This window comes from Bisbaumannia pacifica, from assembly GCF_007989625.1.
Lineage (GTDB): Bacteria > Pseudomonadota > Gammaproteobacteria > Pseudomonadales > Halomonadaceae > Bisbaumannia > Bisbaumannia pacifica.
In genome coordinates this window covers 14,660-36,779 of the sequence record NZ_BJUK01000038.1, presented here as the reverse complement: position 1 = coordinate 36,779, position 22,120 = coordinate 14,660, and the positions used below count along the sequence as shown (strand labels likewise).

Below are 22,120 nucleotides of genomic sequence, written 5' to 3'. Positions count from 1 at the left end.
GGCCCGGACATGACGGTGCCCTTCGGCGGCGTCAAGCAGTCCGGCAACGGCCGCGACAAGTCCCTGCACTCCCTGGAGGAGTACACCGAACTCAAGACCGTATGGATGGCGCTCACCCCCTGAGCGATATCCCGAGAGCGTTTCCTGTGCGCTGATGAGGGTGTCTGCCCTCGTTGCTTTGCCGGCTCCTATGCCTCCGGAGCCGGCTTTTTTGCGTCTGGGTCGCTATTGTTGTGGCGGAGCCGGGCTTGCCGCTTTCGATAGCCCCATGCCTCCGAGCCGGCTTTTTTGCATCTGGGTCGCTATTGTTGTGGCGGAGCCGGATTTGCCGCTTTCGATAGCCTCATGCCTCCGGAGCCGGCTTTTTTGCGTCTGGGTCGCTATTGTTGTGGCGGAGCCGGATTTGCCGCTGTCGATAGCCTCATGCCTCCGAGCCGGCCTTTTTATTTCCAAGTTGCTATTGCCGTGGTTAGCCAGGCCTTGCCGCTTTTCTCACTCCATGCCACCGGGAGGGACTTTGTGTGTCTGAGGTGCTGCTTGTGAGGTGTGGCCTGAGCGTATTCTGTGTCTAAGGTGAGGAAACTGTAGTGCTATCGAATAGAGGAAAGCCCCTCATGAAGGAGGGGCCTGCGGTATCCGATGTCGCGGTTTCCGACTAGTTCTTGGAATAGGCCGTGGTGCCGGGGGAGGGACGATCGGTGGCTGTCTTGGGTTTCTTGCCCAGCTCGTCGGTGATGGCCTGCATAAATTCATCGGCGGTCGGGCGATGCGGCTGAGTGGCCAGGCTTACGCCGACAAAGAGCAAGCTGGAGACGATAATCCCCCAGATACCGGCTGGCAGTCCCAGGAAGGAGTTGCCGGTAGCATAGAGGAACATCACGAAGGCACCGGTACCAATAACGCTCACCAGGGCACCGGCAGCGGTGCCACGTTTCCAGTAAAAGGCGCCGATGATCGCCGGGACCATGGCTACCAGGCCGGAGGAGGCGGCCACGGAGAGCACTGCGATCAGGTCGAGTTCCAACTCGGCGAAGCCCAGTGCCATCAGGGCGATTGCTGGAATCACGATCTTGCCCACCAGCAGCTGGCGCTTCTCGCTGGCACCGGGCCTGACATTGGCATAAACGTCCCGGGCTAGCATCGAGGAGAGTGTCAGCATGATGGAATCAATGGTGGAGACTGCCGCCGCCATGATGCCGATCATCACGATGACCCCGAGGATGGGCGGGACGAACTCCGATCCGAGCAGCGAGGGAGTGGCTAGGTCGGCACTCTCCAGCCCCGGGAAGGCGGCCAGGGCCGAGAAGCCCCATAGCACCGACACCAGAGTGTAGATAAAGCCGAAGACCAGGAAGCCGATCAGCATCTGACGCATGGAGCGCAGTGAGGCGGGCATGAATAGACGCTGGCTGACCTGCGGGTTGGACAGGCTGAAGAAGAACCAGGGAATGGTCAGCCCCAGGAAGGTAATAAAGCCGAACAGGCCCGATCCCGGCACCGTCAGCGATTGGGGGTGCTCGGTGGCCAGGGTATCGAACAGCGCACCGAATCCTCCGAGCCCCTGGATGACCAGGAAGGCGACCAGGGTCGAGGCGATGATCATCATGATGGCCTGCAGCGAGTCGGTCCACATGACCGAACGGATGCCCGCCACATAGGAGAAGAAGATCGCGATTGCCGTAGCCAGTACCACCCCGGTAGTGAACGGGATGGCGCCGTTGGTGGTGCCTTGCAGCAGATAGCCGACCCCGGCCAGTTGCACCGCAGCATAGGGAATCAGGAAGATGCAGCTGGCGATCGATACCGCCATGGCGACCTTCTGACTGTTATAGCGGTGCCCCAGCATCTCGCTGGGCGTCACGAAGTTGAACTTCTTGCCGACGGCCCAGAATTTCGGTCCGAAGATGGCGACCAGTGAAACCCCGGCGAAATAGATGATCTCGAAGCCCAGGGCGCCGACCCCGCCGGCATAGGTCAGCCCGGCCAAGCCTACCATCATGAAGGCGCTGTAGGTGGTGGCGCTATAGCTCAGTGCCGATACGAAGCCGTTCATCTGCCGATTGCCAAGGAAGTATCCCGACATGCTCTCGGAGGTACCTTGCCGTGACAGGATGGCGATTCCCACGGCGATCAACAGGTAGATGATGATCGACCACCAGATCAGTGATTCAGTCATTGCCATGCTCCTCGAAGTCCTTGGTAATCAGGAGGTTCAGGGCGATGACCGCGAGACCGGCAACCGTCCAGAATAGGAAGCTTCCGTACCACGCCTGAACATGAGTCAACAACGTATAGGGCACTAAATAGGAGAGCAGGACCACTGCCCAAACCAGCCATATCCATCTGCTTCTTTGCATGATCAACCTCGTCTTGTTGTTTCATCAGGGGTGAGGGGAGGGAGTGTTGTTGTTGTACTGGCGGATCGTGGCCACGCGGGAGGCGATGTCCTGCCAGGGGGCTTGATCGGGCGCAAAACGCGCCCGCAGATAGGCCGTCAGGGTCGCGACCTGAGAGTCGCTGAAGCTGTCGGCGAAACTGGGCATGTTGCCGACACCGGGAACGTGCTCGGCATGGGTGCCACTCAGGATCGACTGAATGACGTTATCGGGATGTTCGCTGTATAGGTTGGTGTTCAGGGCCAGCGATGTCTTGGCGCTAGAAAAGGAGGGAGTGCCGGTATCCAAATGGCAGGCGGCACAGGCGCCCTCGAACAGGCGTTCCCCTTCCTCCATATCGGAGGGGCCGCTCCTTGCCGCGGCGAGGAGGGCGCTGGCTTCGGCGCTGATGGCATCGCTGTCGCCTGCCGGTGCGCCCATCTGGACCGCCACATAGTGAGCCAGGGCGCGGACATCATATTCGGGCAGCTCTCCCAGACCGGCCACGACCGGTGCCATGGGCCCTGAGGCCACGCCATGCAGCGAGGACCCGCCGTGGCGCAGGTAGTCGTAGAGTGCGGCCTCGCTCCAGGGAATCGGCGAGCGCGACAGCTGGTTCAGTGGCGGTGCCTCCCAGCCGTCCACCATGGCACCGGCCAGGGCGTGTTCTCCACGTCGTTCGGCGCCCATGGCATTGCGTGGGGTGTGGCAGGCGCTGCAGTGGCCCAGGCCCTCGGCGAGGTAGGCGCCGCGATTGTAGAGGTCACTCTGGGTTGGGCTGGGCTCGAAGGGGCGTGGATCGTGGTAAAGGGCGTTCCAGCCGGCCAACAGGGGCCGCATATTGAACGGGAAGCTCAGCGCATTGGCTGGTGCCTCGGCGCTCACCGCGGGCTGTGCCATCAGGTAGGCGTAGAGTGCCTGCATATCGGCGTCGCTGATCTTGGCAAAGGCCGTGTAGGGAAACGCCGGATAGAGGTGACGGCCATCGCGGCCGATGCCGTGGCGCATGGCGCGCTCGAAGGCTGCATAGGACCAACGACCGATCCCGGTCCCCTCATCGGGCGTCAGGTTGGTACTGTAGAGGGTCCCGAAGGGAGTCTCGAAAGCGCGTCCACCGGCATTTTCCCGGCCTCCTTCGGCGGTATGGCAGGCCGCACAGTCGCCCGCAGCGGCCACCAGCCGTCCCCGTTCGATGGTCTCGGCGGAGTAGAGGTTGGCCGCGGGGCGCTGGATCGGCGCGATCGCGCCTTTCCAGGGCCAGGCCATGGCCGCCGTGCTGGCTACCGCGGTCAGTGCCGCTACCTTGAGCCAACGTCGTCCGGAGCGCCTGGCCGGTCCACCGTTGTCCGCTCCCTGCAGAGGGTTGCCCGGGTCCTGAAGAGCCCGACGCACCCGGCTGGCGGTAAAGGGGGGCTGGCGGAAGCGAACTCCGGTGGCGTCGAACAGGGCATTGGCGATCACCGCTACCCCCGGGGAGAGATCCGCTTCGTGGAGTGGCATCGGCAGGGAGGTCGAGCCGGCACCGGTTTCTGGGGGCGTCGTCGTCTCCATGAGGGCGCCACCGTGACTCCCGGAGGACTCGCTACCATCACCCCATTCGTCGAAGGCGGGGGTGTGTCCGAGCAGCGGGCGGGCGCTACCTAGCACCCGGGCCTGAAGAGTCTGCTGCAGTCGTGACGTGTCCACCTCGGGGCCGGCATCCTGGCCCACCACCAGACGCGTTAAGGCCACCTCGCCGGTCACGCGATTGACCTCGACGTCGGCGATCCAGGCCGAGCGCACCCCCTCAGGGATACGTTGATGGCGATCGGGTAACTGGGCATAGGCGAAGCCGCGCCCGTGAAGCCGGTCCGGCGGCGTGATGGTGGGCGACGGTGGTTCGCCCCACCGGGCACGCCGTGACACCGAGGAGATCAGCTCGGTGCCGCGGGCATCGTCGAGGTGGCGTAGCCGCAGCGCCAGGGGGTCCTGGCCTGTGTCGCGGGCCACTTCGTCCAGGAAGGATTCCCGGGCAAAGGCCTGTTGAATTTCGGCGAGCCCCTCGCTGTGCGGATCAGCACCCTGGGCGTCGCGTCGCTCGGCATGGTGGGCCTTCCGGAAGGCGTAGGGCGAGAATAGGGCCCTATCATCGGTCATGATGCGTCGACCGGGCGCTTTGCCGCATAGCCACAGGCCCACGGCGGCGATATTCCCCGAGGCGTGCTCTTGATGGTAGTGGTAGTCCGTGATCTCGCCGCTTTTCGCCACATTTGCGTTCAGGGTGATGCGCTGCGCCTGACCCAGGGCACGCCGGTCTCGGTCATAGGCGGCATCCAGCCAGACCGCCACGGGGTAGCCCAGGTGTCGGGACATCAGGGCCGCATCCATCGCGGCGTCGTCGCCGCAGTGGCGACCCAGGCCGGAGGCCCGCGCCGGGCTCGCTCCATAGAGGGTGATCCGCTCCGCCGGCAGACCGGTGAGGGCCATCAGGTCCTGGCTCAGGGCCTCGGGGGTAAGGGTCTGCACCCACAGCGTCAGGCAGTGATCGGAACAATCGGCCACCACCCAGCCGGGGATATCGCCCCATCGCAGGCGGCTCGGCCAGCCATAGTCATGGCGATGGGGCGGGAGTGCTCTGCTGGAGGCTTCGTTGGCCAGTTCCCGTGCCGTCTCTGCCACCATGGCCGGCGAGCCATCATGGCCCTTGCCGGAGGCTGTCCGCCATTCGAGCCGCAGGTTCCGCGCGGCGTCCTGCGCCGCGGTCAGGCTGTCGGCTACTACGGCCACGAAGTCGCCCTCGACGACGACCTCTATCCGGCCTGGCAGCCCCGCCACGCTGTCCCGCTCTATGGCCACCAGGTGATCGCTGGCGAAGTGCTCGCCGTCCCAGGCGTAGTGAGGCGGTCGTACCACCACGCCGAAACGCTCCGGCGAGGCGAGGGCCTTGGGGAGCTCTGCTCCCGCCGCCGTAGGCTGACGATCACTCATGGGGAGCCTCCAGCGACTCGCCGGCATTGATTGTCACGGCGAGTTCGGCCGCCTCTAGGATCTCCATATGAGTGCCACAGCGGCAGAGGTTGTACTCCAGGGCGGCTCGCAACTGAGCCATCGAGGGCCTGGGGGTGTGATTGAGAAGGGCGCGAATACTGATGATCATGCCGTTCAGGCAATAGCCGCACTGGGCGGCCTGAGCCTCGATAAAGGCGCGCTGGACGGGGTCGAGTCGTCCTTCGATGACCAGGCCCTCGAGGGTAAGGATCTCATGGCCAACCACGGCCGAGACCGGCAGTACGCAGGCACGGGCCATCATGCCGTCGACCAGCACGCTGCAGGCGCCGCACTCTCCCAGCCCGCAGCCGTACTTGGGGCCATTGAGTGCGAGATCGTTGCGCAGCACATTCAGCAGCGGCGTATCGGGAGCCACTGCCAGCTCGTGCGCCTGTCGATTGACGGTCAGCGTCAGAGTTTGGGTCATGGGGACTCGTCGTTGTTCTTGGTTGTTGCGGGCCCATGGATGGGCCGGTTCGAGTACCGAGGCGTGCCGAACGTCTTGCGGCGCGCCTTCGGGCCTCCCGCCCCTCTGCGACTCATGCGCAGAGTTGTTATCGATGATGACTCATTGAGTGTCCGTCCGGCAGCCAGTCGGCCTAGTGGCCCGGTTGTCGCCGCGCCTCCGTGTCCCCCTTAGGAGCTGCTCAGGGAGCCCTCGGGAGCCACCACGCGCCCCTCCTGAACCATCATCGCGTCGTCCAGGAAAATCGAACAGTGGCGCAGTGGGATATCCATGTGACACGGCGTGTTGCGAGGGCCACCAACCTCGGTATTGGGGCCGGTAGAGAACAGGAAGTTGCCCTCGAAGGCTCGGGCGTCCATGCCGATGGCATCGTTCTTGTCGTGCAGGCCCAGGGCCGTCCATTGGGCCCGCGGTTGCAGGCCCCAACCGATATGTGACAGGGCGTAGACATCGGGGTCCTTGAAGTGGGCCATGTATTCGCGCAGGTATTCGGCATCGAAGCCGCCGTGAATCTGGCGAATAAAGCCCTCTTGAATCTCCAGGGTTACCGGCTTGTCACGCACATAGGTCTTGAACGGCAGCAAGATATCGCCGACATCCACCACGATGGTGCCTTCGGCGCTGCCTTCATCGGGCCACGAGAAGAGAAAACCGCTGGGCCAGTGATCCCAGCGTCCGGGGGCATCGGCGAAACCGTACTCGGTGACCACCGGGTATTGTCCCAGGCGGGCGGTGAAATCGGTGCCGGCCGCCGATGTCACCCTGAAGGTGGAAGCGCTCTTGAAGACCTCGGCGGCGGCTTCGACGCGGCGCTTGTCCTCCAGGTTGGGCAGCATGCGGGCCAGCATCTCTGGTGGTTCCACCGCCAGCAGGATACGCGTGCCCGATTTGAGGATCGCTTCCTGCTCCGGCGAGTGGAGCAGCATCATGGTGTCCACCACCAGATCGGCCGCCATCAACGCCTGCTGAGCGGCGGGGTGTCCGGTCAGGGCCGTATGCCCCACATAGGCCGTCAGGTCATTGCCCATGGCGGTACGGTGATTGAAGGCGGGCAGTTCGACGATATAGGCCTTGGCACCGAGGCGTTGTGAGGCCTCCATGGCCGCCGTGACGATAAAGGAATTCGAGTAGTGGCTCTTGAGCACGGCCACGCTTTGCGTCTCGTCGACCTTGGATAGCGACAGCACATGTTCGAAGTGTTGCGTCAACTCGCTCTGACTGACTGGCATCTTGTCACCTTTGTTGTATCCAGCGGAGTTTTCTCGCCTCAGGGCGGATGCGGGGGGGCACCGTTGTGGAGCATCCCGTCTCGGCGTCCTCGCTTAGGGTGCGTTCTTGCTCGCCATAATAAGCGTATACGCCATTATCTTTTGGTGTTTACAACGTATAGCACCAATTTCTTTAGCCTTGCAAGCTCTGTTTTTAGAAACCGTGTTTACTCGATTATCTCACTGTTTTCAGGATTAAGGCGGGTGGTTCTGCGAGGTGTGTGGTGAGTATGATAAGGCTTTCAGGCTTGGTAAAAGAGTGCTTGACCCTTTTATAAATGGTGTATACGTTGTTTTCAGGCGTCGTGGCGCTCCTTCGGTGCCAATCGCCGCTCTCGCGCCCCGGGCCGGGAAGCCGACGGTGTCGGCCTTGCCGGCCAAGCGCCATGCCAACAAAAGCAACGAGGAAACGACGACATGACCAAGCAACCCACCATCGCCGTGATCGGCGCCGGCCTCGGCGGCGCCGCCGCCGGGGCCCTGCTTCAGCGGGCCGGCTATAACACCCGGGTGTATGAGCAGGCACCGGCCTTCGCACGCCTGGGGGCCGGCATTCACCTGGGGCCCAATGTCATGAAGGTGATGCGTCGCATCGGTATCGAAGACAAGCTCAACGCCATGGGCTCGCACCCGGCGCACTGGTTCAGTCGCGATGGCAGGAGCGGCGAGTACCTGTCGCGTATCCCGCTCGGCGATTTCGCCCGCGAGGCGTACGGTGCGGCCTATATCACCGTGCACCGCGGTGACCTGCATGAGCTGATGGTCGGCACCCTGGACCAGGAGCGGCTCCACTTCGACAAGCGCCTTGTGGACGTCGACGACAGCGGCGACAAGGTGGTCATGACCTTCGCCGATGGCACCACCGACGAGGCCGACCTGGTGATCGGCGCCGATGGCGTCAATTCACGCATTCGCGAGAAGCTGCTGGGGCCCGAGGCGCCCATCTACAGCGGCTGGGTCGCCCACCGGGCGATCATCTCGGCCGAGAAGCTCAAGGCCTATGACCTGGACTTCGAGGCCTGCGTGAAATGGTGGTCGGAGGATCGTCACATGATGGTCTACTTCGTGACCGGCGATGAGAAGGAGTACTACTACGTTACCGGGGTGCCGGAGCCGGAGTGGAACCACGGTACCTCCTTCGTGGACAGCTCCCGCGAGGAGATGCGCAAGGCGTTCGAAGGCTACCACCCCACCGTGCAGGCATTGATCGACTGCACCGAGACGGTGACCAAGTGGCCGCTGCTGGAGCGCACTCCGCTACCGCTGTGGCACGACAACCGCCTGGTGTTGCTGGGTGATGCCTGTCATCCCATGAAGCCACACATGGCACAGGGCGCCGCCATGGCCATCGAGGATGCCGCCATGCTGGTGCGCTGCCTGGAGGAGGTCGGCGCCGGCAACTATCGGGACGCCTTCGAGCTTTACCGTACCAACCGTTTCGAGCGTGCCTCCCGGGTCCAGAAGGTCTCCCACGACAACACCTGGCTGCGTCATGACGAGGACCCCGCCTGGGTGTTCGGCTATGACGTCTACGAGGTGCCCCTCAAGCAGCCGCAACGCACCGGTGAGGAGAGCCCCGTATGAGCAGCACCTATCTGTATGGCGCCCACGTTCGGGCCAACGGCATTCGTCAGCACTACCTACGCTATGGCGGCGAGGCCTCGGCGACTCGACAGCCGCTGGTGCTGATTCCCGGTATCACCAGTCCCGCCGTGACCTGGGGCTTCGTGGCCGAGCGCCTGGGTCGCCATTTCGATACCTATGTGCTCGATGTGCGTGGCCGGGGGCTCTCCGCCAGCGGTCCCGAACTCGCCTACGACACCGATACCTGTGCCGATGACGTGAGCGCTTTCATCGAGGCGCTGGGGTTGGAGAATGTCATTCTCGCCGGACACTCCATGGGCGCCCGCTTCGCGCTGCGTGCCATGACCCGTGGTGCAGCGGGCATCGACAAGCTGGTGTTGATCGATCCGCCGGTCTCCGGGCCGGGGCGGCGCGAGTATCCCAGCAAGCTGCCCTGGTACGTGGATTCGATCCGCGATTGCATCCAGGGAGCCGACCTCGACACCATGCGCCGATACTGCCCCACCTGGAGCGAGGAACAGCTTCGGCTGCGCGCCGAGTGGCTGCATACCTGCTATGAGCCGGCCATCGTTCAGGCCTTCGAGGAGTTCCACAGCGTGGATATCCACCAGGACCTGCCCGGCGTGTCCGTGCCGACGCTGCTGATGTGTGCCGGCAAGGGCGGGGTGATCCAGGAGCAGGATCGCGCCGAGGTCCGTGATCTGCTGCCGTCCATCCGCATCACCACCGCCGATCAGGCGGGACACATGATCCCCTGGGACGACTACGAGGGCTTCTTCGCCGCCTTCGAGGACTTCCTGGGCACCGAACTCTGAGGGAGGCCTTGTGCCATGACCAAGACATACCGTATCGGCCAGATCGTACCCAGCTCCAATATCACCATGGAGACGGAAATCCCCGCCATGCTGGCCGCACGGCAGCTGATTCGCCCCGAGCGCTTCACCTTCCACTCCAGCCGCATGCGCATGAAGACCGTCAGCAAGGATGAGCTGGCCGCCATGGACGCCGAGTCTGATCGCTGTGCCCTGGAGCTCTCCGACGCGGCGGTGGACGTGATGGGCTATGCCTGCCTGGTGGCGATCATGTCCATGGGACCGGGATATCATCGCGAATCCCAGCGACGCCTGCGCGGCCGCACCGAGGAGAACGGTCACGATAGTCCGGTGGTCACCAGCGCCGGCGCCCTGGTGGATGCCCTGGACGTCATGGGAGCCAAGCGTGTGGTGGTGGTGGCCCCCTATATGAAGCCGCTCACCGAGCTGGTGGTGGACTATATCCGCCGGGAGGATATAGAGGTGCTCGATTACCGGGCCCTGGAAATTCCCGATAACCTGGAGGTGGCCCGCCACGACCCCGCCAGGCTGCCGGAGATCGTCGCCGGCCTGGACCTGAGTGGAGTGGATGCCATCGTGTTGTCGGCCTGTGTGCAGATGCCCTCGCTGCCGGCGGTGGCCAGGGTCGAGGCCATGACCGGCAAGCCGGTAGTCACCGCCGCCATCGCCACCACCTATGCCATGCTCAAGGCCCTCGACCTGGAACCGGTGGTGCCGGGGGCCGGGGCCCTGCTATCGGGTGCCTACTGAGGAGGCCGTCATGACGCAATGCTCTCAGGAAGCCAGTGACAACTACAAGGGCGTCTGGGACGGCCGGATCGGTTTCGGCAAGCGGGCCGCCTTGCTCGTCGTCGACTTCATGCAAGGCTATACCACGCCGGGTTCGCCGCTGTTCGCGCCCGGCGTGGTGGAGGCAGTGACCCGGATGCCGGCGTTGCTGGCGGCGGCACGTCAGGCCGGCGTGCCGGTCATCCATACCAATATCCTCTACCAGGCGCCGGATCAGCGCGATGGCGGCATCTGGGTCAAGAAGGCCCCGGTGATGCGCGCCATGGTGCCGGGCAACCCCTATGCGGCCTTCTGCCCGGAGGTGGTGCCCCGGGAGGACGAACTGGTGATGACCAAGCAGTATGCCAGCGCCTTCTTCGGCACCTCGTTGGCCTCGACGTTGGTGGCCATGGGGGTAGATACCCTGATCGTCACAGGCTGCTCGACCAGCGGCTGCATTCGCGCCACCGCGGTGGATGGTCTGCAACATGGCTTCCGGGTGATGGTGGTGCGTGACTGCGTCGGCGATCGTCACCCCGCGCCCCACGAGGCCAACCTGTTCGATATCGACAGCAAGTACGGCGACGTGGTCTCCCTCGACGAGACGCTGGGTTACCTGCGCCACGACTGAAAACAGGCCCGGCCGCCAGCGGCCGGGTCGTCGCTTCAGCCGTCGGCGTTCATCTTCTCCAACAGGTGCAGCAGGGCGATGCGTTCGGCGGGGTTGAGGTTGTTCATGGTCTGATCGCTGATCTGCTTGGCGATGGGGACCATGGTCTCCACCAGCGACTCCCCGGCCTCGGTGATGACCACCATCACCTTGCGCTGATCGCCGGGATCGGTGGTCAGGGTCACCCACTCCCGCGCTTTGAGGCGCTTGATCACCCCGCGAATGGTGGCGGGATCGATGGCCGTGGCATGGACGATCTCGGTGAGCGAGCTGGGCCCCCGTTCCATGATGGTACATAGGGTGACGAACTGGATCGCAGTCAGCTGCTTGTCGCAGCTCAGTCGTTGGAAGATCGAGGTATGGCGCTGGTAAGCCTTGCGCAGCAGGTGGCCGACCTGTTCGGAAAAGTCGTACTCCTGCTCGGCGGGGGTGCGGTGATCGCTGGACGAGGCGCCGTGAACTGTCGTCTCTGTGGGCATGGGCATCCTTGATGGACTGGCGACGAACCCGGACGGCATCTGCCGACTGGGGCGCCCGGCGGTAGATCCCGTCTCTAGCGTCGATGCTGATACGACATCGGCTTGCAGGCGGCGGGGCAGTCGTGGTTACTTATGGTGTATACACTATAACTAGATGGCGGCCAGGGCAAGCCAAAGCGATTTACGCCAGGCATCGGTGATGTCCCGTTAGTCGTTTTTCGGGCCGCCAATCAACGCAAAGAGGCCAGCATGGCGACCTTATCATTGCCGGATCGACACGCGCTCCTCCATGGTAGCGACCTGCTGGTGGTCTATCGGGATCCCCTGGTTCCGCCCAGGCCGGCACCTGGCCAGCCGGGTACGCACTCCGATTTCATTCCCACGGAACCCGAACTCTTTATCGCCGTGTTGGCGGATGGTCGGGTGATGGCCTTCAACGGCCATGTGGATCTGGGCACCGGTATCCGCACGGCCCTGGCCCAGATCGTCGCCGAGGAGCTGGAGGTCGACTTCGAACAAGTCACCATGGTGCTGGGGCACCCCTTCGAGGTGCCCAACCAGGGGCCCACCATCGCCAGCGCTACCATCCAGATCACCGCCGAGCCGCTGCGCCGCGCCGCGGCCCAGGCCCGGGAGCACTTGCTGGCCCTGGCCGCCGATCACTTCAGAGTGGCGAGAACGGCGCTGCGCTGCGCCGAGGGCCATATTGCAGTGGTCGACGACGGCCGTCCCCCCGTGAGTTATGGCGAACTGCTCCATGGCGCCCGTCATGCCTTGAAACTCGCCGATAAGGTGCCACTCAAGCCGGCCGGCGATTACCGGCTGGTGGGGCGAGCGACGCCACGGGTGGACATTCCCGACAAGGCCGTTGGCAAGCTGACCTTCGTCCATGATCTGCGCCTGCCCGACATGCTCCACGGTCGCGTGATCCGTCCGCCCTATACCGGCCATGATCGCGGCGAATTCGTCGGCACCAGCCTGGTGGCGGTGGATGAATCCTCGGTGGCGGATATGCCGGGGCGGGTCCAGGTGGTGGTGGTCGGCGATTTCGTCGGCGTGGTCGCCGAGCGGGAGGAGCAGGCCGAGGCGGCGGCCAGGCGGCTCAAGGTTACCTGGCGCCAGCCCGAGCGGTTACCCCGGCTCGATGATCTGGACAGGGCGCTGAGAGAGCTACCGGCCCGGCGGCGCCCGCTGCTGGAGGAGGGCGATGTGGAGGCGTCCTTGGCACAGGCCGCGCAGCGGGTGCATCGCACCTATGTGTGGCCTTTCCAACTGCATGGCTCCATCGGTCCCTCCTGTTCGGTGGCCGACTACCGAGATGACCGGCTGCGAGTGTGGTCTGGCACCCAGAACCCGCATAGTCTGCGCGCCGATCTGGCACGACTGATGAGGCTCGACGAAGGCATGATCACCGTCACCCGCATGGAAGCCGCGGGCTGCTATGGTCGTAACTGCGCCGACGACGTGGGGGCCGATGCCGCGCTGCTGTCGCGGGCGGTGGGGCGGCCCGTTCGGGTACAGTTGACCCGTGAGCAGGAGCATGGATGGGAGCCCAAGGGGGCCGCCCAGCGTATGGAAGTGGAAGGGGGGCTGAATGCCGATGGCAGCCCGGCGGGCTATCGCTTCGTCGTCCGCTATCCTTCCAACAATGCTCCCACCCTGGCGCTGCTGCTGACAGGCACTATCACGCCCAGCGATATCCCCTTCGAGATGGGGGACCGCACCTCGGTTCCCCCCTATCGCTACCCCCATCGTCAGGTCGCCTGCGATGACGTGCCGACCCTGGTGCGTGCCTCCTGGCTGCGTGGGGTCTCGGCCATGCCCAACACCTTCGCCCATGAGAGCCATATCGACGAGCTGGCTCAACTGGCCGGGGAGGACCCCGTGGCTTATCGGCTGCGTTACCTGGCCGACCCCCGAGCGGCGGAACTGACCGAGGCGGTGGCGGCTCGCGCGGGGTGGCGGCCGCGGGTCGCTCATGCGGCGCCGCGGGTGGTCGACGGCTGGTATCGGGGGCGTGGAATGGCCTACGCCCAGTACGTTCATAGTCAGTTTCCCGGCTTTGGCGCGGCCCTGGCGGCCTGGGTGGTAGAACTCAGGGTACACCCCGAGAGTGGCCGCATCGTCATCGAGCGCCTGGTCGTGGGGCAGGATGCCGGCCTGATGGTCAATCCTGCCGGGGTACGCCACCAGGTGCACGGCAATGTCATCCAGACCCTGAGTCGGACGCTGAAGGAGCGGGTCTCCTTCGAGGACGGCCTGCCGGTGAGCCGTGAATGGGGAGGCTATCCGATCCTGCGGTTCTCCGAACTACCGGAGATCGACGTCATGCTCCTCGAACGCCCCGAGGAGCCACCGCTGGGGGTGGGGGAGTCCACTTCCCTGCCGGGCGCTCCGGCCATTGCCAATGCCCTCTACGATGCCATTGGCGTGCGTTTCACCCAGCCACCCTTCACGCCTGAGACGGTTCGCCGAGCCTTGGCCACCTCTCGAGTGGCGCCCACTGAGGCGATCGGCTGATGCGGCATCTCGACCTGCTAGTTATCGAAGGCGCCCTGCAGTGGGCCAATCAAGGGCACCGCCTATGGCTCTGTACGGTACTGGCCACCTTCGGCTCGTCTCCCAGGGAACCCGGCGCCATGCTGGTGGCGCGCCAGGATGGTGAGTCTCTGGGATCGCTGTCCGGCGGCTGCGTGGAAGAGGACTTTCTCGAGCGGTTGCGCCAGGGAGAGTTTGACGAGCCGGTGCAGCAGGTGCGTTATGGCGGTCAGGGAGCGGCGCCAGCATCGAGCCGCGTGCGCTTGCCTTGTGGGGGCAGTCTTGAGCTGCTGGTGGAGCGGCTGGAGCCCGATGCTGCCACCCTGACCCACCTGGAGGTCGTGCATGCGACCCTGCTCGGTCGACGATCATTGATCAGGCGTGTCCCTCTGGATGGGCGCGCGGCGCATTTCGTGGCGGCCGAGGTGGCAGGCCCCAGCATTCTTCGGCAGGAGGGTCTGATCGGCGTACGCATCGGTCCGGCGCTGCGCCTGATCATCGCAGGCATCTCTCCGGTCTCCCAGGCCTGCGCCAGTTTCGCCAGTAGCCTGGGTTTCGAGGTGATCGTCTGCGACCCCCGAGATAAGGCGCGTCAGGAGTTTATGGTGCCAGGGGTAGAAGTGCAGGCAGTGTTGCCCTCGACCTTTATCGCCTCAGGGGGGTGTCATGCCGCCACCGCCGTGGTGGCCCTGACCCATGATCCCCGTATCGATGACCTGGCGATGATCGAAGCCGTGCGCACCGAGGCCTTCTATATCGGCGTCATGGGCTCGCGGCAGACCTCGTGCCTGCGTGAGACGCGGCTGAGACGCTCCGGAGGCCTTACGTCAGAGCAGGTCGCCCGGATCCATATGCCGATCGGCCTCGGCCTGGGCAGTAAGACGCCGGCGGAAATCGCCTTGGCGGTCATGGCCGATATTGTTCGGGTGCATCGAGGGAGGGCGCGTGATGCACTCTAAACATTGCCTGGTCCTGATCATGGCGGCGGGACGCTCCCGGCGTTTCGGTAGCGACAAGCGGCTGGCCCGTCTCGGCGACGGCCGCACACTCCTTGCCACCACCCTGGCCGCTGCCAGAAGCGCTTTCGCGGAGGTGAGGGTGGTCGTGAATGCCTGGGAGGATCCCGAGCTTCTTGGCATTCCCGTGCGCATGGCCCTGGCCATTCACCCCACGGCCCGAGTAGGGCTCGGAGGCAGCATCGCCCTGGCCTTCCAAGCATTGGGCGAAGAACCGCCGAAGGACGGTATTGCCAGTGCCGTCATCTGGCTGGGCGATATGCCTTGGGTGAGGCCAGAGACTTGTCAACGGTTGGCTCGGCACGCCGATGCCGACACCATCGTCAGGCCCGTCTATCGTGGCATGCCGGGTCACCCGGTCTACTTCGGTCGTGACTTCTGGCCAGACTTGGCCAGCAATCGGGAAGACCAGGGCGCGAGGTCACTACTCGTCCGCTATGCAGACAGAGTGATTGCCGTGTCGGTGGAAGACCCGGGGGTGGTTCGCGATATCGATGAGCCTCGGGCATTGGCCGACTAGGGACGCTCGGGCGCAGGCGGCTTTATGTCTACACTGCGAAGGACAGGGAGAACAATGTCCTGCTCCCGGAGGGAGCCTCCACGGGCCGGTGACCGATCCGGCCGCCGGCCGTTGTTCGACGGCTAAGGGGAGGATTTCATTATGTCCCGCCAAGACTGGCGTCTCGAAGGAGACTGGCTCAAGAACTGCAACTGCGCCTTCGGTTGCCCCTGCGACTTCCTGGCCCCGCCGACCCAGGGCGAGTGTCAGGGCTTCCTGGGCATGCATATCGCTTCAGGATATTTCGGTACGACCCGCCTCGATGGCCTGAGTTTCTTCGTGGTAGTGAAGTTCCCGGGGCCCCTGCACGAGGGCAACGGGGATGCCCAACCGCTGATCGACGAACGAGCCACCCCCGAGCAGCGCGAGGCACTGTTCGCGATCCTCTCCGGGGAGCACTCCGACGAGGGAACGCTCTTCCATATCTTCAGCCTGATCGTGGCCCGCTTGCACGAGCCTCTGTTCACGCCCATCGAGCTCGAGTTCGATATGGCGGCGCGCACCGCCCGACTCGAGATGCCCGGAGTGCTCAGCTCCCGGGTCGCGCCGATTCGCAATCCGGTGACCGATACGCCGCATCGTATCCGAGTGGTGATGCCGGAGGGCTTCGAGCACCTCGAGGGCGAGGTGGCGTCGTCGGATATCGACTGTGCCGGCGACCTGGCCTTCACCACCCGGGGGGGGCACAGTACCCTAGCCCATGTGGTGCAGACGCCCCAGGGGGTGGCCGCCTGAGCGAGGCGGCGGGGAGGTAGGGAATGGAAGACCATGCGCTGGAACGCCTGCTGCGCCACGACCGCTTCTGGGCCCTGGTCGCCCTGGGAGCGGTCTCCGCCCTGTGCTGGGGCTACCTGATCGCCGAGGCCCTGCTGATGGCCCGCGGCGAGACCCTCCTGATGCCCATGACGATGGGCCCCTGGACGCTCCTGGAGGCGGGGCTGATGTTGCTGATGTGGGGGCTGATGATGACGGCGATGATGCTGCCCAGCGCCGCCCCCATGATCCAGCTGCATGCCACCCTGACCCGCCGTCGCCGCGCCCGCGGCGAGGCGGCTGCCTCCACGGCGGGTTTCGCCGCCGGCTACCTGGTGATCTGGACGCTGTTCAGCCTGCTGGCGGTGCTGCTGCAGTATGCCCTGCAGCGGGCGGCGCTGTTGTCGCCGATGCTGGTCCTGACCAGCCAGTGGCTGGCGGGACTGGTGCTGATCGGCGCCGGCCTCTACCAGTGGTCGTCGCTCAAGGAGGCCTGCCTGCGCCACTGCCGCTCGCCGCTGGACTTCATGCTGACCCGGTGGCGGGAGGGGCAGTGGGGCGCCTTCATGATGGGCCTGAGCCATGGCGGCTACTGCGTCGGCTGCTGCTGGGTGCTGATGCTGCTGCTGTTCGTGGGCGGGGTGATGAGCCTGGCCTGGATCGCCGCCCTGGCGCTCTGGGTGCTGATCGAGAAGCTGGCCCCCGCCGGTCACTGGCTGGGCCATGCCCTGGGCGGCGTGCTGGTGATCTGGGGCGCCCTCACCCTGGGGGCGGCGCTGGGCTGAGGCGCGGCGTCCTGCAAGAGTAGCCGCTTCCCTGGCTGCGCCAATATCGCAATACCCTCAAGCCAAGGCCCTTGTCGAGGTCGCTGTGGATGTGGGGCCCATGGCTCTTTTATGTCGTAAACGGGGTGTGTCGATTTTTTCGAAAGGGTGGGGGCTTATCACGGCCCCCTCGGCTACCCCATTCGGGGTATGGAGCCGGGGGAGCCGTCGGGCGGATAGTGCCGAGTGGGGTGTCATTCACCCCGTTTCCGCGATAACAACAATGGAAGGAAAGGCATGAAAAACCGCTCGGCAATCCTGTTGCTCTCCACCGCCCTGGTCGCCCCCCTGGCCCAGGCCGAGATCACCGGCAACGTCACCCTGACCAGCGACTATCGGGTCAAGGGCATCAGCCAGACCGGGGAGAATCCCGCCATCCAGGGTGGGTTCGACTATGCCCATGACGCCGGCTTCTTCGCCGGCGCCTGGGCCAGCAGCGTCGACTTCTTCGAAGCCGGCGATTCCTGGGATAACGACGAAAGCATCGAAATCGACCTCTACGCCGGCTACTTCGGCCTGCTCGGCGATCACGCCAGCTATGACGTGACCCTCTACCGCTATTTCTACCCGGGGGCCATCGACAACATCGATTACAACGAGCTGATTCTCGGCGCCGATATCGGCCCGCTACGCCTCGCCTATGGCTACGCCAATGACTACATCGATCTGGGCGAAGACTACCACTATGTGGAGGCCAACTATGGTCTCGAACTGCCCGCCGAGTTCGGCCTCGAGCTGCACCTCGGCTACTCCTTCGGCGGCTTCTTCGACGATCCCGCGGCCGCGGGGCTCGAGGAGTATTTAGACTATGGCCTGACGCTCTCCCGGAGCCTGGCCGGGGTGGATCTGTCCCTGGCCTATCTCGATACCGATATCGATGCCCCCTATGCCATCCACGGCGATTACCTGGCCAACCAGGAGGCCTGGGTAGTAAGCCTTAGCAAGGGCTTCTAGGCTCTGTCCGAAAACTGCCTGCGCTCGGCCATACGGCGTTAAAAATCGGCTCGTGCGCGAGTCCGATCAAAGTACTCATTTACACCGCGTAAACTCGCACGCGAGCCCGGTCCGTCTTTTCGCCGATTTTTGCCTTGTCTGGCCATCGCTCGCCGATTTTTCGTACAAGACCCAGGCTGAGGCGGCGCCCATGGCCGGCGTTGATTCGAGGGCGTGACGACGGCCCCGGGCGTCGCTATAACCGGAGCCTTCTTGCTCGCTCGGAGGTGCCATGCGCCGCTTACCCTCGCTGACCGCCCTGCGCACCTTCGAGTGTGCCGCCCGCCATGCCCATTTCGGGCGCGCCGCGGCGGAGCTCTGCGTCACCGACAGCGCGGTTAGCCACCAGGTCCGCCAGCTCGAGGAGCAGCTCGGCACGCCGCTGTTTATCCGCCGCGGGCGACGCATCCAGCCCACTCCCCAGGCTCGACGCCTGCTGCATAGCCTGCAGCAGGCCTTCGAGACGGTGGGGGAGGCCTGCGAGGCCATCGCCCATCCCGATACCCAGTCGGTGCTGCGCATCGCCGTTACCGCCGAGCTGGCCCAGAAGTGGCTGGTCGGCCGACTGGCCGACTTCTGCGAGCGCTTCCCGCAGGTCACCCTGCACCTCCACGAGTGCGCTTATGACGCGCCGGATCCCGACATCGATATCGACCTGGCGATCAGCTACGGCGTCGGTCCCGAGGACGCCAGCGACCATTTCGTGAGGCCGCTGCCGCTGCTGAGCTTCTTTCCGGTGTGCGCCCCGGCCCTGTTCAATCGCGGCGCCCTGGCTTCGCCCCGCGACCTGGTCCGCCATCGCCTGCTGCACGACGACCAGGACGGCAAGACCTGGACCGCCTGGTTGACCACCCATGCCGGGGATATCCGCCCCGAGCGTCACCTCTACTTCAGTCACGCCGGCCTGGCCCTGGAGGCCGCGGCCCGGGGCCAGGGCATCGCCCTGGGTGACGACCTCACCGCCACCGAGGACCTGGCCCGGGGGCGGCTGGTGCGACCCTTCGCCGAGAGCGTGGCGTCGCTGGGCCAGTACGCCCTGGTCTGCGATCGCCAGCGCCTCGACAAGCCGGCGGTGGGCCAGTTTATCGCCTGGTGTGCCCAGCAGCTGGAGCCCTCCTGAACGGAATGCCTGAGACGAATACCTGAATTGAATTCAAGAGTGGCCCAATAATCGTCGTTGGTGGCCGGCACACCGCCCGCCCTAGGATCGGAATACCCCAATAACACGCGACGAGGTATTCCATGGCACGGCTATTGATGTCCACCCCCCGGCAGGATGGCTTCCGGCTGCCCGGCGAGTTCGAACTCAAGCGCGGCTGCTGGATGGGCTGGCCGGAGCGCCCCGATGTGTGGCGTAACGGCGGCAAGCCGGCCCAGCGGGTCTGGGTCGAGATCGCCTCGGCCATCGCCGCCAGCGAGCCGGTCACGGTGTGCGCCTCCGCCGCCCAGTACGCCAATGCGCGGCGCCTGCTGCCGCCCTCGGTGCGGGTGGTGGAGATGACCACCGACGACGCCTGGTTCCGCGACAGCGGGCCGGCCTTCGTGGTCAACGACGCCAGCGGCGAGGTGCGCGGCGTGGACCTGGAGTTCAATGCCTATGGCGGCCTGGACGGCGGCCTCTACTTCCCCTGGGCCAACGACGACCGCATCGCCCAGAAGGTCCTCGAGATCGAAGGCCTGGATCGTTACCGGGCACCGCTGATCGCCGAGCTGGGCGGCATCCAGAGCGATGGCCAGGGCACCCTGCTGACCACCGAGCAGTGCCTGCTCAATGCCAACCGTAATGGCCACCTGGGCAAGGAGGAGGTGACCCGACGCCTCTCGGACTACCTGGGCGCCGAACGGGTGATCTGGCTGCCGCGGGGCTGCAAGTTCGACGAGACCGACGGCCATATCGATGACCTGGCCTGTTTCGTGCGCCCCGGCGAGGTGGTCCTGCAATGGACCGACGATCGCGACGATCCCCAGTGGGAGATCTACCAGGAGGCCTACGAGGTGCTGCGCAGCAGCCGCGACGCCCGCGGCCGCGAGCTCACCGTGCACAAGCTGCCCCAGCCTCGTGCCCTGGAGTGGACGGCGGAGGAGGCCGAGGGCCTGGACCATATCGAGGGCACCCACCCGCGCCTGGCCGGCACGCGCATCTGCGCCTCCTATATCAACTATTACGCCGGTAACTCGGCGATCGTGGTGCCGCAGTTCGGGGATCCCAATGACCGGGTCGCCCTTGCCACCCTGGCCGAGCTGTTCCCCCGGCAGCGCGTCGTCGGCATCGAGGGCTCCCGAGAGATCCTGCTGGGTGGCGGCAATATCGCCTGCATCACCATGCCCCAGTACGCCGCACCGAGGCGCGATTAAGCGCTAGCCAACGCCTGGCGGCGGGCCCCACTCGGGCTCGCCCCAGGCGCCCACGACTCGATAACAACCAACAACAGAGTGAGAATCCCCATGAAACCGCAGACCCCTGTCCTGGGCGAGGCCCGGGCTCCGCGTCGCCTCGACGTCGATGCGCCCCTGGCCATCGCCGCCGCCGTGGCCATCACCTTCGTCGGCAATGCCGTGGTCATGGGCATGCCGCTGATGGTCGGTGCCCTGGCCGACTTCCTGCACTTCGATGAGCAACAGGTGGGCTGGCTGGCCTCGGCGGACCTGGGCGGCATGTTCCTGGCCTCGCTGTTCACCGCCGCCCTGGTGTCGCGACTCAACCGGCGCCACCTGGCGCTGTTCGGCATCCTGGTCGCCATCGCCGGTAACTATCTGTCGACCCAGCATCAGGATTACGAGTCGCTGCTGGCGATGCGCGTGCTGGCCGGCTTCGGCGGCGGTATCTGCTACTCCACCGGCATCGCCTGCCTGGCCATCACCACCCATACCGGGCGTAACTTCAGCATCATGATGTTCGGCCTGGTGGCGATCAACGCCATCGAGCTCTACACCATCCCCCACCTGACCGCGGCCTGGGGCATCGACGGCATCTTCCTGGCCTTCTGCCTGGCCTTCGTGCTCTGCCTGGGGGTGATCCCCGCCCTCTATCCGCGCACCCCGGCCGGGGCCGCGCCCCAGGCGACCCGCGAGGAGGCCGGGCCGCGGCTGCCGATCTCATTGCCGCTGACCTGCCTGGCGGCGGTGGCCTGCTTCTACCTCACCATCGGTTCCTTCTGGGCCTTTATCGAGCGGGCCGGGGTGGACGCCGGCCTGGGCGACGCCTTTATCGCCAATGTCCTGACCCTGGGCAACGTCTTCACCTTGGCGGGCTGCGTGGCGGCGGTCTGGCTGAGCAACCGCGGCGGCCAGTCGCGGGTGCTGATGGCGGCGCTGCTCGGCATGGGCGGGGTACTGGCGCTGCTGGCCCTGGAGATCAGTGCCGCGACCTTCGTCATCGGCACCTTCGGCTTCTGCATCGCCTGGCTGTTCACCGATATCTTCCAGCTCGGCACCCTGAGCCATATCGACCGCTCGGGGCGCTTCGCCGCCTTGGTGCCGGCCGCCCAGGGGCTGGCCCAGACCATCGCCCCGGCCCTGGCCGGCTTCCTGCTGAGCCGCCAGCTCGGCTACGCCGCGGTGATGTGGCTGGGCGCGGCGGGCTCCCTGGCGGCCCTGGGGCTCTATGTGCTGGTCTATGCCCGGCTGCGGCGGCTGGCGCCGGCGCTGGCCGACGCGGCCTAACGCGAAGCGAGTGACCTGCCGCGAGGCTCGGGGCCCGGCTAGGCGCCGGGCCCCGTCACCGAGGCGGGCTCGCTCAGGCGCTCGGCCAGTTGCTGCGTGGCCTGGCGGGCCAGGGGCACCAGCTCGCTGTCCTCGCGTTCCAGGCCGGCGATCAGGCGCTGCTTCATCGGCCGCGCCCAGAAGGTCTCGAGGTGGCGGCGGATGGCCGCCACGGCGCTCTCCTCGTCGCGGCCGCCACCCAGGTTGGCGGCGATCTGGTTGGCCATGCGAATCAGCTGGGCATCGTTGTGGAGTGACATCGTGG

At 65.3% G+C, this 22,120-nt stretch carries 21 protein-coding genes; 14 read left to right on the top strand and 7 right to left on the bottom strand.

Going from position 1 to position 22,120, the window contains the following annotated elements; translation table 11 throughout:
- A partial coding sequence (locus tag HPA02_RS14130; protein WP_146803850.1) for an aldehyde dehydrogenase family protein occupies window positions 1-123 on the top strand: 123 nt, incomplete at its 5' end.
- 532 nt (window positions 124-655) lie between these two features.
- Here HPA02_RS14130 and HPA02_RS14125 read toward each other — a convergent pair.
- The 5 genes from HPA02_RS14125 to HPA02_RS14105 form a co-directional block, all read right to left on the bottom strand.
- Window positions 656-2,176 (bottom strand): sodium:solute symporter family protein, encoded by a 1,521-nt coding sequence (locus HPA02_RS14125; protein WP_146803849.1) that lies wholly within the window; start codon window positions 2,174-2,176, stop codon window positions 656-658.
- Window positions 2,169-2,357, bottom strand: coding sequence for a hypothetical protein (locus HPA02_RS14120; protein ID WP_146803848.1), 189 nt, complete (start codon window positions 2,355-2,357; stop codon window positions 2,169-2,171). Before HPA02_RS14120 ends, HPA02_RS14125 begins: the two co-directional genes overlap by 8 nt.
- 24 nt (window positions 2,358-2,381) lie before the next feature.
- Entirely contained in the window at window positions 2,382-5,342 is a 2,961-nt protein-coding gene (locus tag HPA02_RS14115) for a c-type cytochrome (RefSeq protein ID WP_146803847.1), read from the bottom strand.
- A complete protein-coding gene (locus tag HPA02_RS14110; protein ID WP_146803846.1) occupies window positions 5,335-5,829 on the bottom strand; it encodes a (2Fe-2S)-binding protein in 495 nt (164 codons plus the stop codon). Before HPA02_RS14110 ends, HPA02_RS14115 begins: the two co-directional genes overlap by 8 nt.
- 209 nt (window positions 5,830-6,038) lie before the next feature.
- Complete coding sequence (locus tag HPA02_RS14105) at window positions 6,039-7,097, bottom strand: 2,5-dihydroxypyridine 5,6-dioxygenase NicX family protein (RefSeq protein WP_146803845.1); 1,059 nt, start codon at window positions 7,095-7,097, stop codon at window positions 6,039-6,041.
- A gap of 456 nt (window positions 7,098-7,553) precedes the next feature.
- Here HPA02_RS14105 and HPA02_RS14100 point away from each other — a divergent pair, with 456 nt between their 5' ends.
- The 4 genes from HPA02_RS14100 to HPA02_RS14085 are packed head-to-tail and all read left to right on the top strand — an operon-like array spanning window position 7,554 to window position 10,952.
- Complete coding sequence (locus HPA02_RS14100; RefSeq protein ID WP_146803844.1) at window positions 7,554-8,720, top strand: FAD-dependent monooxygenase; 1,167 nt, start codon at window positions 7,554-7,556, stop codon at window positions 8,718-8,720.
- Window positions 8,717-9,535 (top strand): alpha/beta fold hydrolase, encoded by an 819-nt coding sequence (locus tag HPA02_RS14095; protein ID WP_146803843.1) that lies wholly within the window; start codon window positions 8,717-8,719, stop codon window positions 9,533-9,535. The genes HPA02_RS14100 and HPA02_RS14095 overlap by 4 nt, the downstream gene beginning before the upstream one ends.
- 15 nt (window positions 9,536-9,550) lie before the next feature.
- Entirely contained in the window at window positions 9,551-10,303 is a 753-nt protein-coding gene (locus HPA02_RS14090; RefSeq protein WP_146803842.1) for a maleate cis-trans isomerase family protein, read from the top strand.
- A 10-nt stretch (window positions 10,304-10,313) separates the two neighbouring features.
- On the top strand, window positions 10,314-10,952 hold the full coding sequence (locus HPA02_RS14085; protein ID WP_146803841.1) for an N-carbamoylsarcosine amidohydrolase: 639 nt from the start codon (window positions 10,314-10,316) through the stop codon (window positions 10,950-10,952).
- A gap of 35 nt (window positions 10,953-10,987) precedes the next feature.
- Here the strand turns inward: HPA02_RS14085 and HPA02_RS14080 are convergent, their stop codons facing one another.
- Entirely contained in the window at window positions 10,988-11,470 is a 483-nt protein-coding gene (locus HPA02_RS14080; RefSeq protein ID WP_186809995.1) for a MarR family winged helix-turn-helix transcriptional regulator, read from the bottom strand.
- A gap of 249 nt (window positions 11,471-11,719) precedes the next feature.
- Between HPA02_RS14080 and HPA02_RS14075 the strand changes: the two genes are divergently transcribed.
- The 9 genes from HPA02_RS14075 (at window position 11,720) to HPA02_RS14035 (ending at window position 21,816) form a co-directional block, all read left to right on the top strand.
- Window positions 11,720-13,990, top strand: coding sequence for a xanthine dehydrogenase family protein molybdopterin-binding subunit (locus tag HPA02_RS14075; protein WP_146803839.1), 2,271 nt, complete (start codon window positions 11,720-11,722; stop codon window positions 13,988-13,990).
- Entirely contained in the window at window positions 13,990-14,967 is a 978-nt protein-coding gene (locus tag HPA02_RS14070; protein ID WP_146803838.1) for an XdhC family protein, read from the top strand. The genes HPA02_RS14075 and HPA02_RS14070 overlap by 1 nt, the downstream gene beginning before the upstream one ends.
- Window positions 14,957-15,544 carry a nucleotidyltransferase family protein gene (locus HPA02_RS14065; protein WP_146803837.1) on the top strand — a complete coding sequence of 196 codons (588 nt, stop codon included), beginning with the start codon at window positions 14,957-14,959 and terminating at the stop codon, window positions 15,542-15,544. Before HPA02_RS14070 ends, HPA02_RS14065 begins: the two co-directional genes overlap by 11 nt.
- Before the next feature lie 141 nt (window positions 15,545-15,685).
- Window positions 15,686-16,318 (top strand): DUF1326 domain-containing protein, encoded by a 633-nt coding sequence (locus HPA02_RS14060; RefSeq protein WP_146803836.1) that lies wholly within the window; start codon window positions 15,686-15,688, stop codon window positions 16,316-16,318.
- A gap of 23 nt (window positions 16,319-16,341) precedes the next feature.
- Window positions 16,342-17,121: a DUF2182 domain-containing protein gene (locus tag HPA02_RS14055; RefSeq protein WP_146803835.1), complete on the top strand. Its 780-nt coding sequence runs from the start codon at window positions 16,342-16,344 to the stop codon at window positions 17,119-17,121.
- Between the two features lie 276 nt (window positions 17,122-17,397).
- Window positions 17,398-18,114 (top strand): TorF family putative porin, encoded by a 717-nt coding sequence (locus HPA02_RS14050; protein WP_146803834.1) that lies wholly within the window; start codon window positions 17,398-17,400, stop codon window positions 18,112-18,114.
- A gap of 271 nt (window positions 18,115-18,385) precedes the next feature.
- Entirely contained in the window at window positions 18,386-19,273 is an 888-nt protein-coding gene (locus HPA02_RS14045; protein ID WP_146803833.1) for a LysR substrate-binding domain-containing protein, read from the top strand.
- A gap of 122 nt (window positions 19,274-19,395) precedes the next feature.
- Window positions 19,396-20,508 carry an agmatine deiminase gene (gene aguA, locus HPA02_RS14040; protein WP_146803832.1) on the top strand — a complete coding sequence of 371 codons (1,113 nt, stop codon included), beginning with the start codon at window positions 19,396-19,398 and terminating at the stop codon, window positions 20,506-20,508.
- A 90-nt stretch (window positions 20,509-20,598) separates the two neighbouring features.
- On the top strand, window positions 20,599-21,816 hold the full coding sequence (locus HPA02_RS14035) for an MFS transporter (RefSeq protein ID WP_146803831.1): 1,218 nt from the start codon (window positions 20,599-20,601) through the stop codon (window positions 21,814-21,816).
- Window positions 21,817-21,854: 38 nt separating this feature from the next.
- On the opposite strand, the gene HPA02_RS14030 is transcribed toward HPA02_RS14035, so the two are convergent.
- Window positions 21,855-22,115, bottom strand: coding sequence for a formate dehydrogenase subunit delta (locus tag HPA02_RS14030; protein WP_146803830.1), 261 nt, complete (start codon window positions 22,113-22,115; stop codon window positions 21,855-21,857).
- Window positions 22,116-22,120 lie beyond the last annotated feature (5 nt).

Coding starts and splice junctions, on each gene's coding strand:
- HPA02_RS14085 (WP_146803841.1), top strand. CDS start 10,314: ATGACGCAATGCTCTCAGGAAGCCAGTGACAACTACAAGGGCGTCTGG.
- HPA02_RS14050 (WP_146803834.1), top strand. CDS start 17,398: ATGAAAAACCGCTCGGCAATCCTGTTGCTCTCCACCGCCCTGGTCGCC.
- HPA02_RS14115 (WP_146803847.1), bottom strand. CDS start 5,342: ATGAGTGATCGTCAGCCTACGGCGGCGGGAGCAGAGCTCCCCAAGGCC.
- HPA02_RS14035 (WP_146803831.1), top strand. CDS start 20,599: ATGAAACCGCAGACCCCTGTCCTGGGCGAGGCCCGGGCTCCGCGTCGC.
- HPA02_RS14080 (WP_186809995.1), bottom strand. CDS start 11,470: ATGCCCACAGAGACGACAGTTCACGGCGCCTCGTCCAGCGATCACCGC.
- HPA02_RS14100 (WP_146803844.1), top strand. CDS start 7,554: ATGACCAAGCAACCCACCATCGCCGTGATCGGCGCCGGCCTCGGCGGC.
- HPA02_RS14095 (WP_146803843.1), top strand. CDS start 8,717: ATGAGCAGCACCTATCTGTATGGCGCCCACGTTCGGGCCAACGGCATT.
- HPA02_RS14030 (WP_146803830.1), bottom strand. CDS start 22,115: ATGTCACTCCACAACGATGCCCAGCTGATTCGCATGGCCAACCAGATC.
- HPA02_RS14075 (WP_146803839.1), top strand. CDS start 11,720: ATGGCGACCTTATCATTGCCGGATCGACACGCGCTCCTCCATGGTAGC.
- HPA02_RS14090 (WP_146803842.1), top strand. CDS start 9,551: ATGACCAAGACATACCGTATCGGCCAGATCGTACCCAGCTCCAATATC.
- HPA02_RS14110 (WP_146803846.1), bottom strand. CDS start 5,829: ATGACCCAAACTCTGACGCTGACCGTCAATCGACAGGCGCACGAGCTG.
- HPA02_RS14105 (WP_146803845.1), bottom strand. CDS start 7,097: ATGCCAGTCAGTCAGAGCGAGTTGACGCAACACTTCGAACATGTGCTG.
- HPA02_RS14070 (WP_146803838.1), top strand. CDS start 13,990: ATGCGGCATCTCGACCTGCTAGTTATCGAAGGCGCCCTGCAGTGGGCC.
- HPA02_RS14045 (WP_146803833.1), top strand. CDS start 18,386: ATGCGCCGCTTACCCTCGCTGACCGCCCTGCGCACCTTCGAGTGTGCC.
- HPA02_RS14055 (WP_146803835.1), top strand. CDS start 16,342: ATGGAAGACCATGCGCTGGAACGCCTGCTGCGCCACGACCGCTTCTGG.
- HPA02_RS14125 (WP_146803849.1), bottom strand. CDS start 2,176: ATGACTGAATCACTGATCTGGTGGTCGATCATCATCTACCTGTTGATC.
- HPA02_RS14065 (WP_146803837.1), top strand. CDS start 14,957: ATGCACTCTAAACATTGCCTGGTCCTGATCATGGCGGCGGGACGCTCC.
- aguA (WP_146803832.1), top strand. CDS start 19,396: ATGGCACGGCTATTGATGTCCACCCCCCGGCAGGATGGCTTCCGGCTG.
- HPA02_RS14120 (WP_146803848.1), bottom strand. CDS start 2,357: ATGCAAAGAAGCAGATGGATATGGCTGGTTTGGGCAGTGGTCCTGCTC.
- HPA02_RS14060 (WP_146803836.1), top strand. CDS start 15,686: ATGTCCCGCCAAGACTGGCGTCTCGAAGGAGACTGGCTCAAGAACTGC.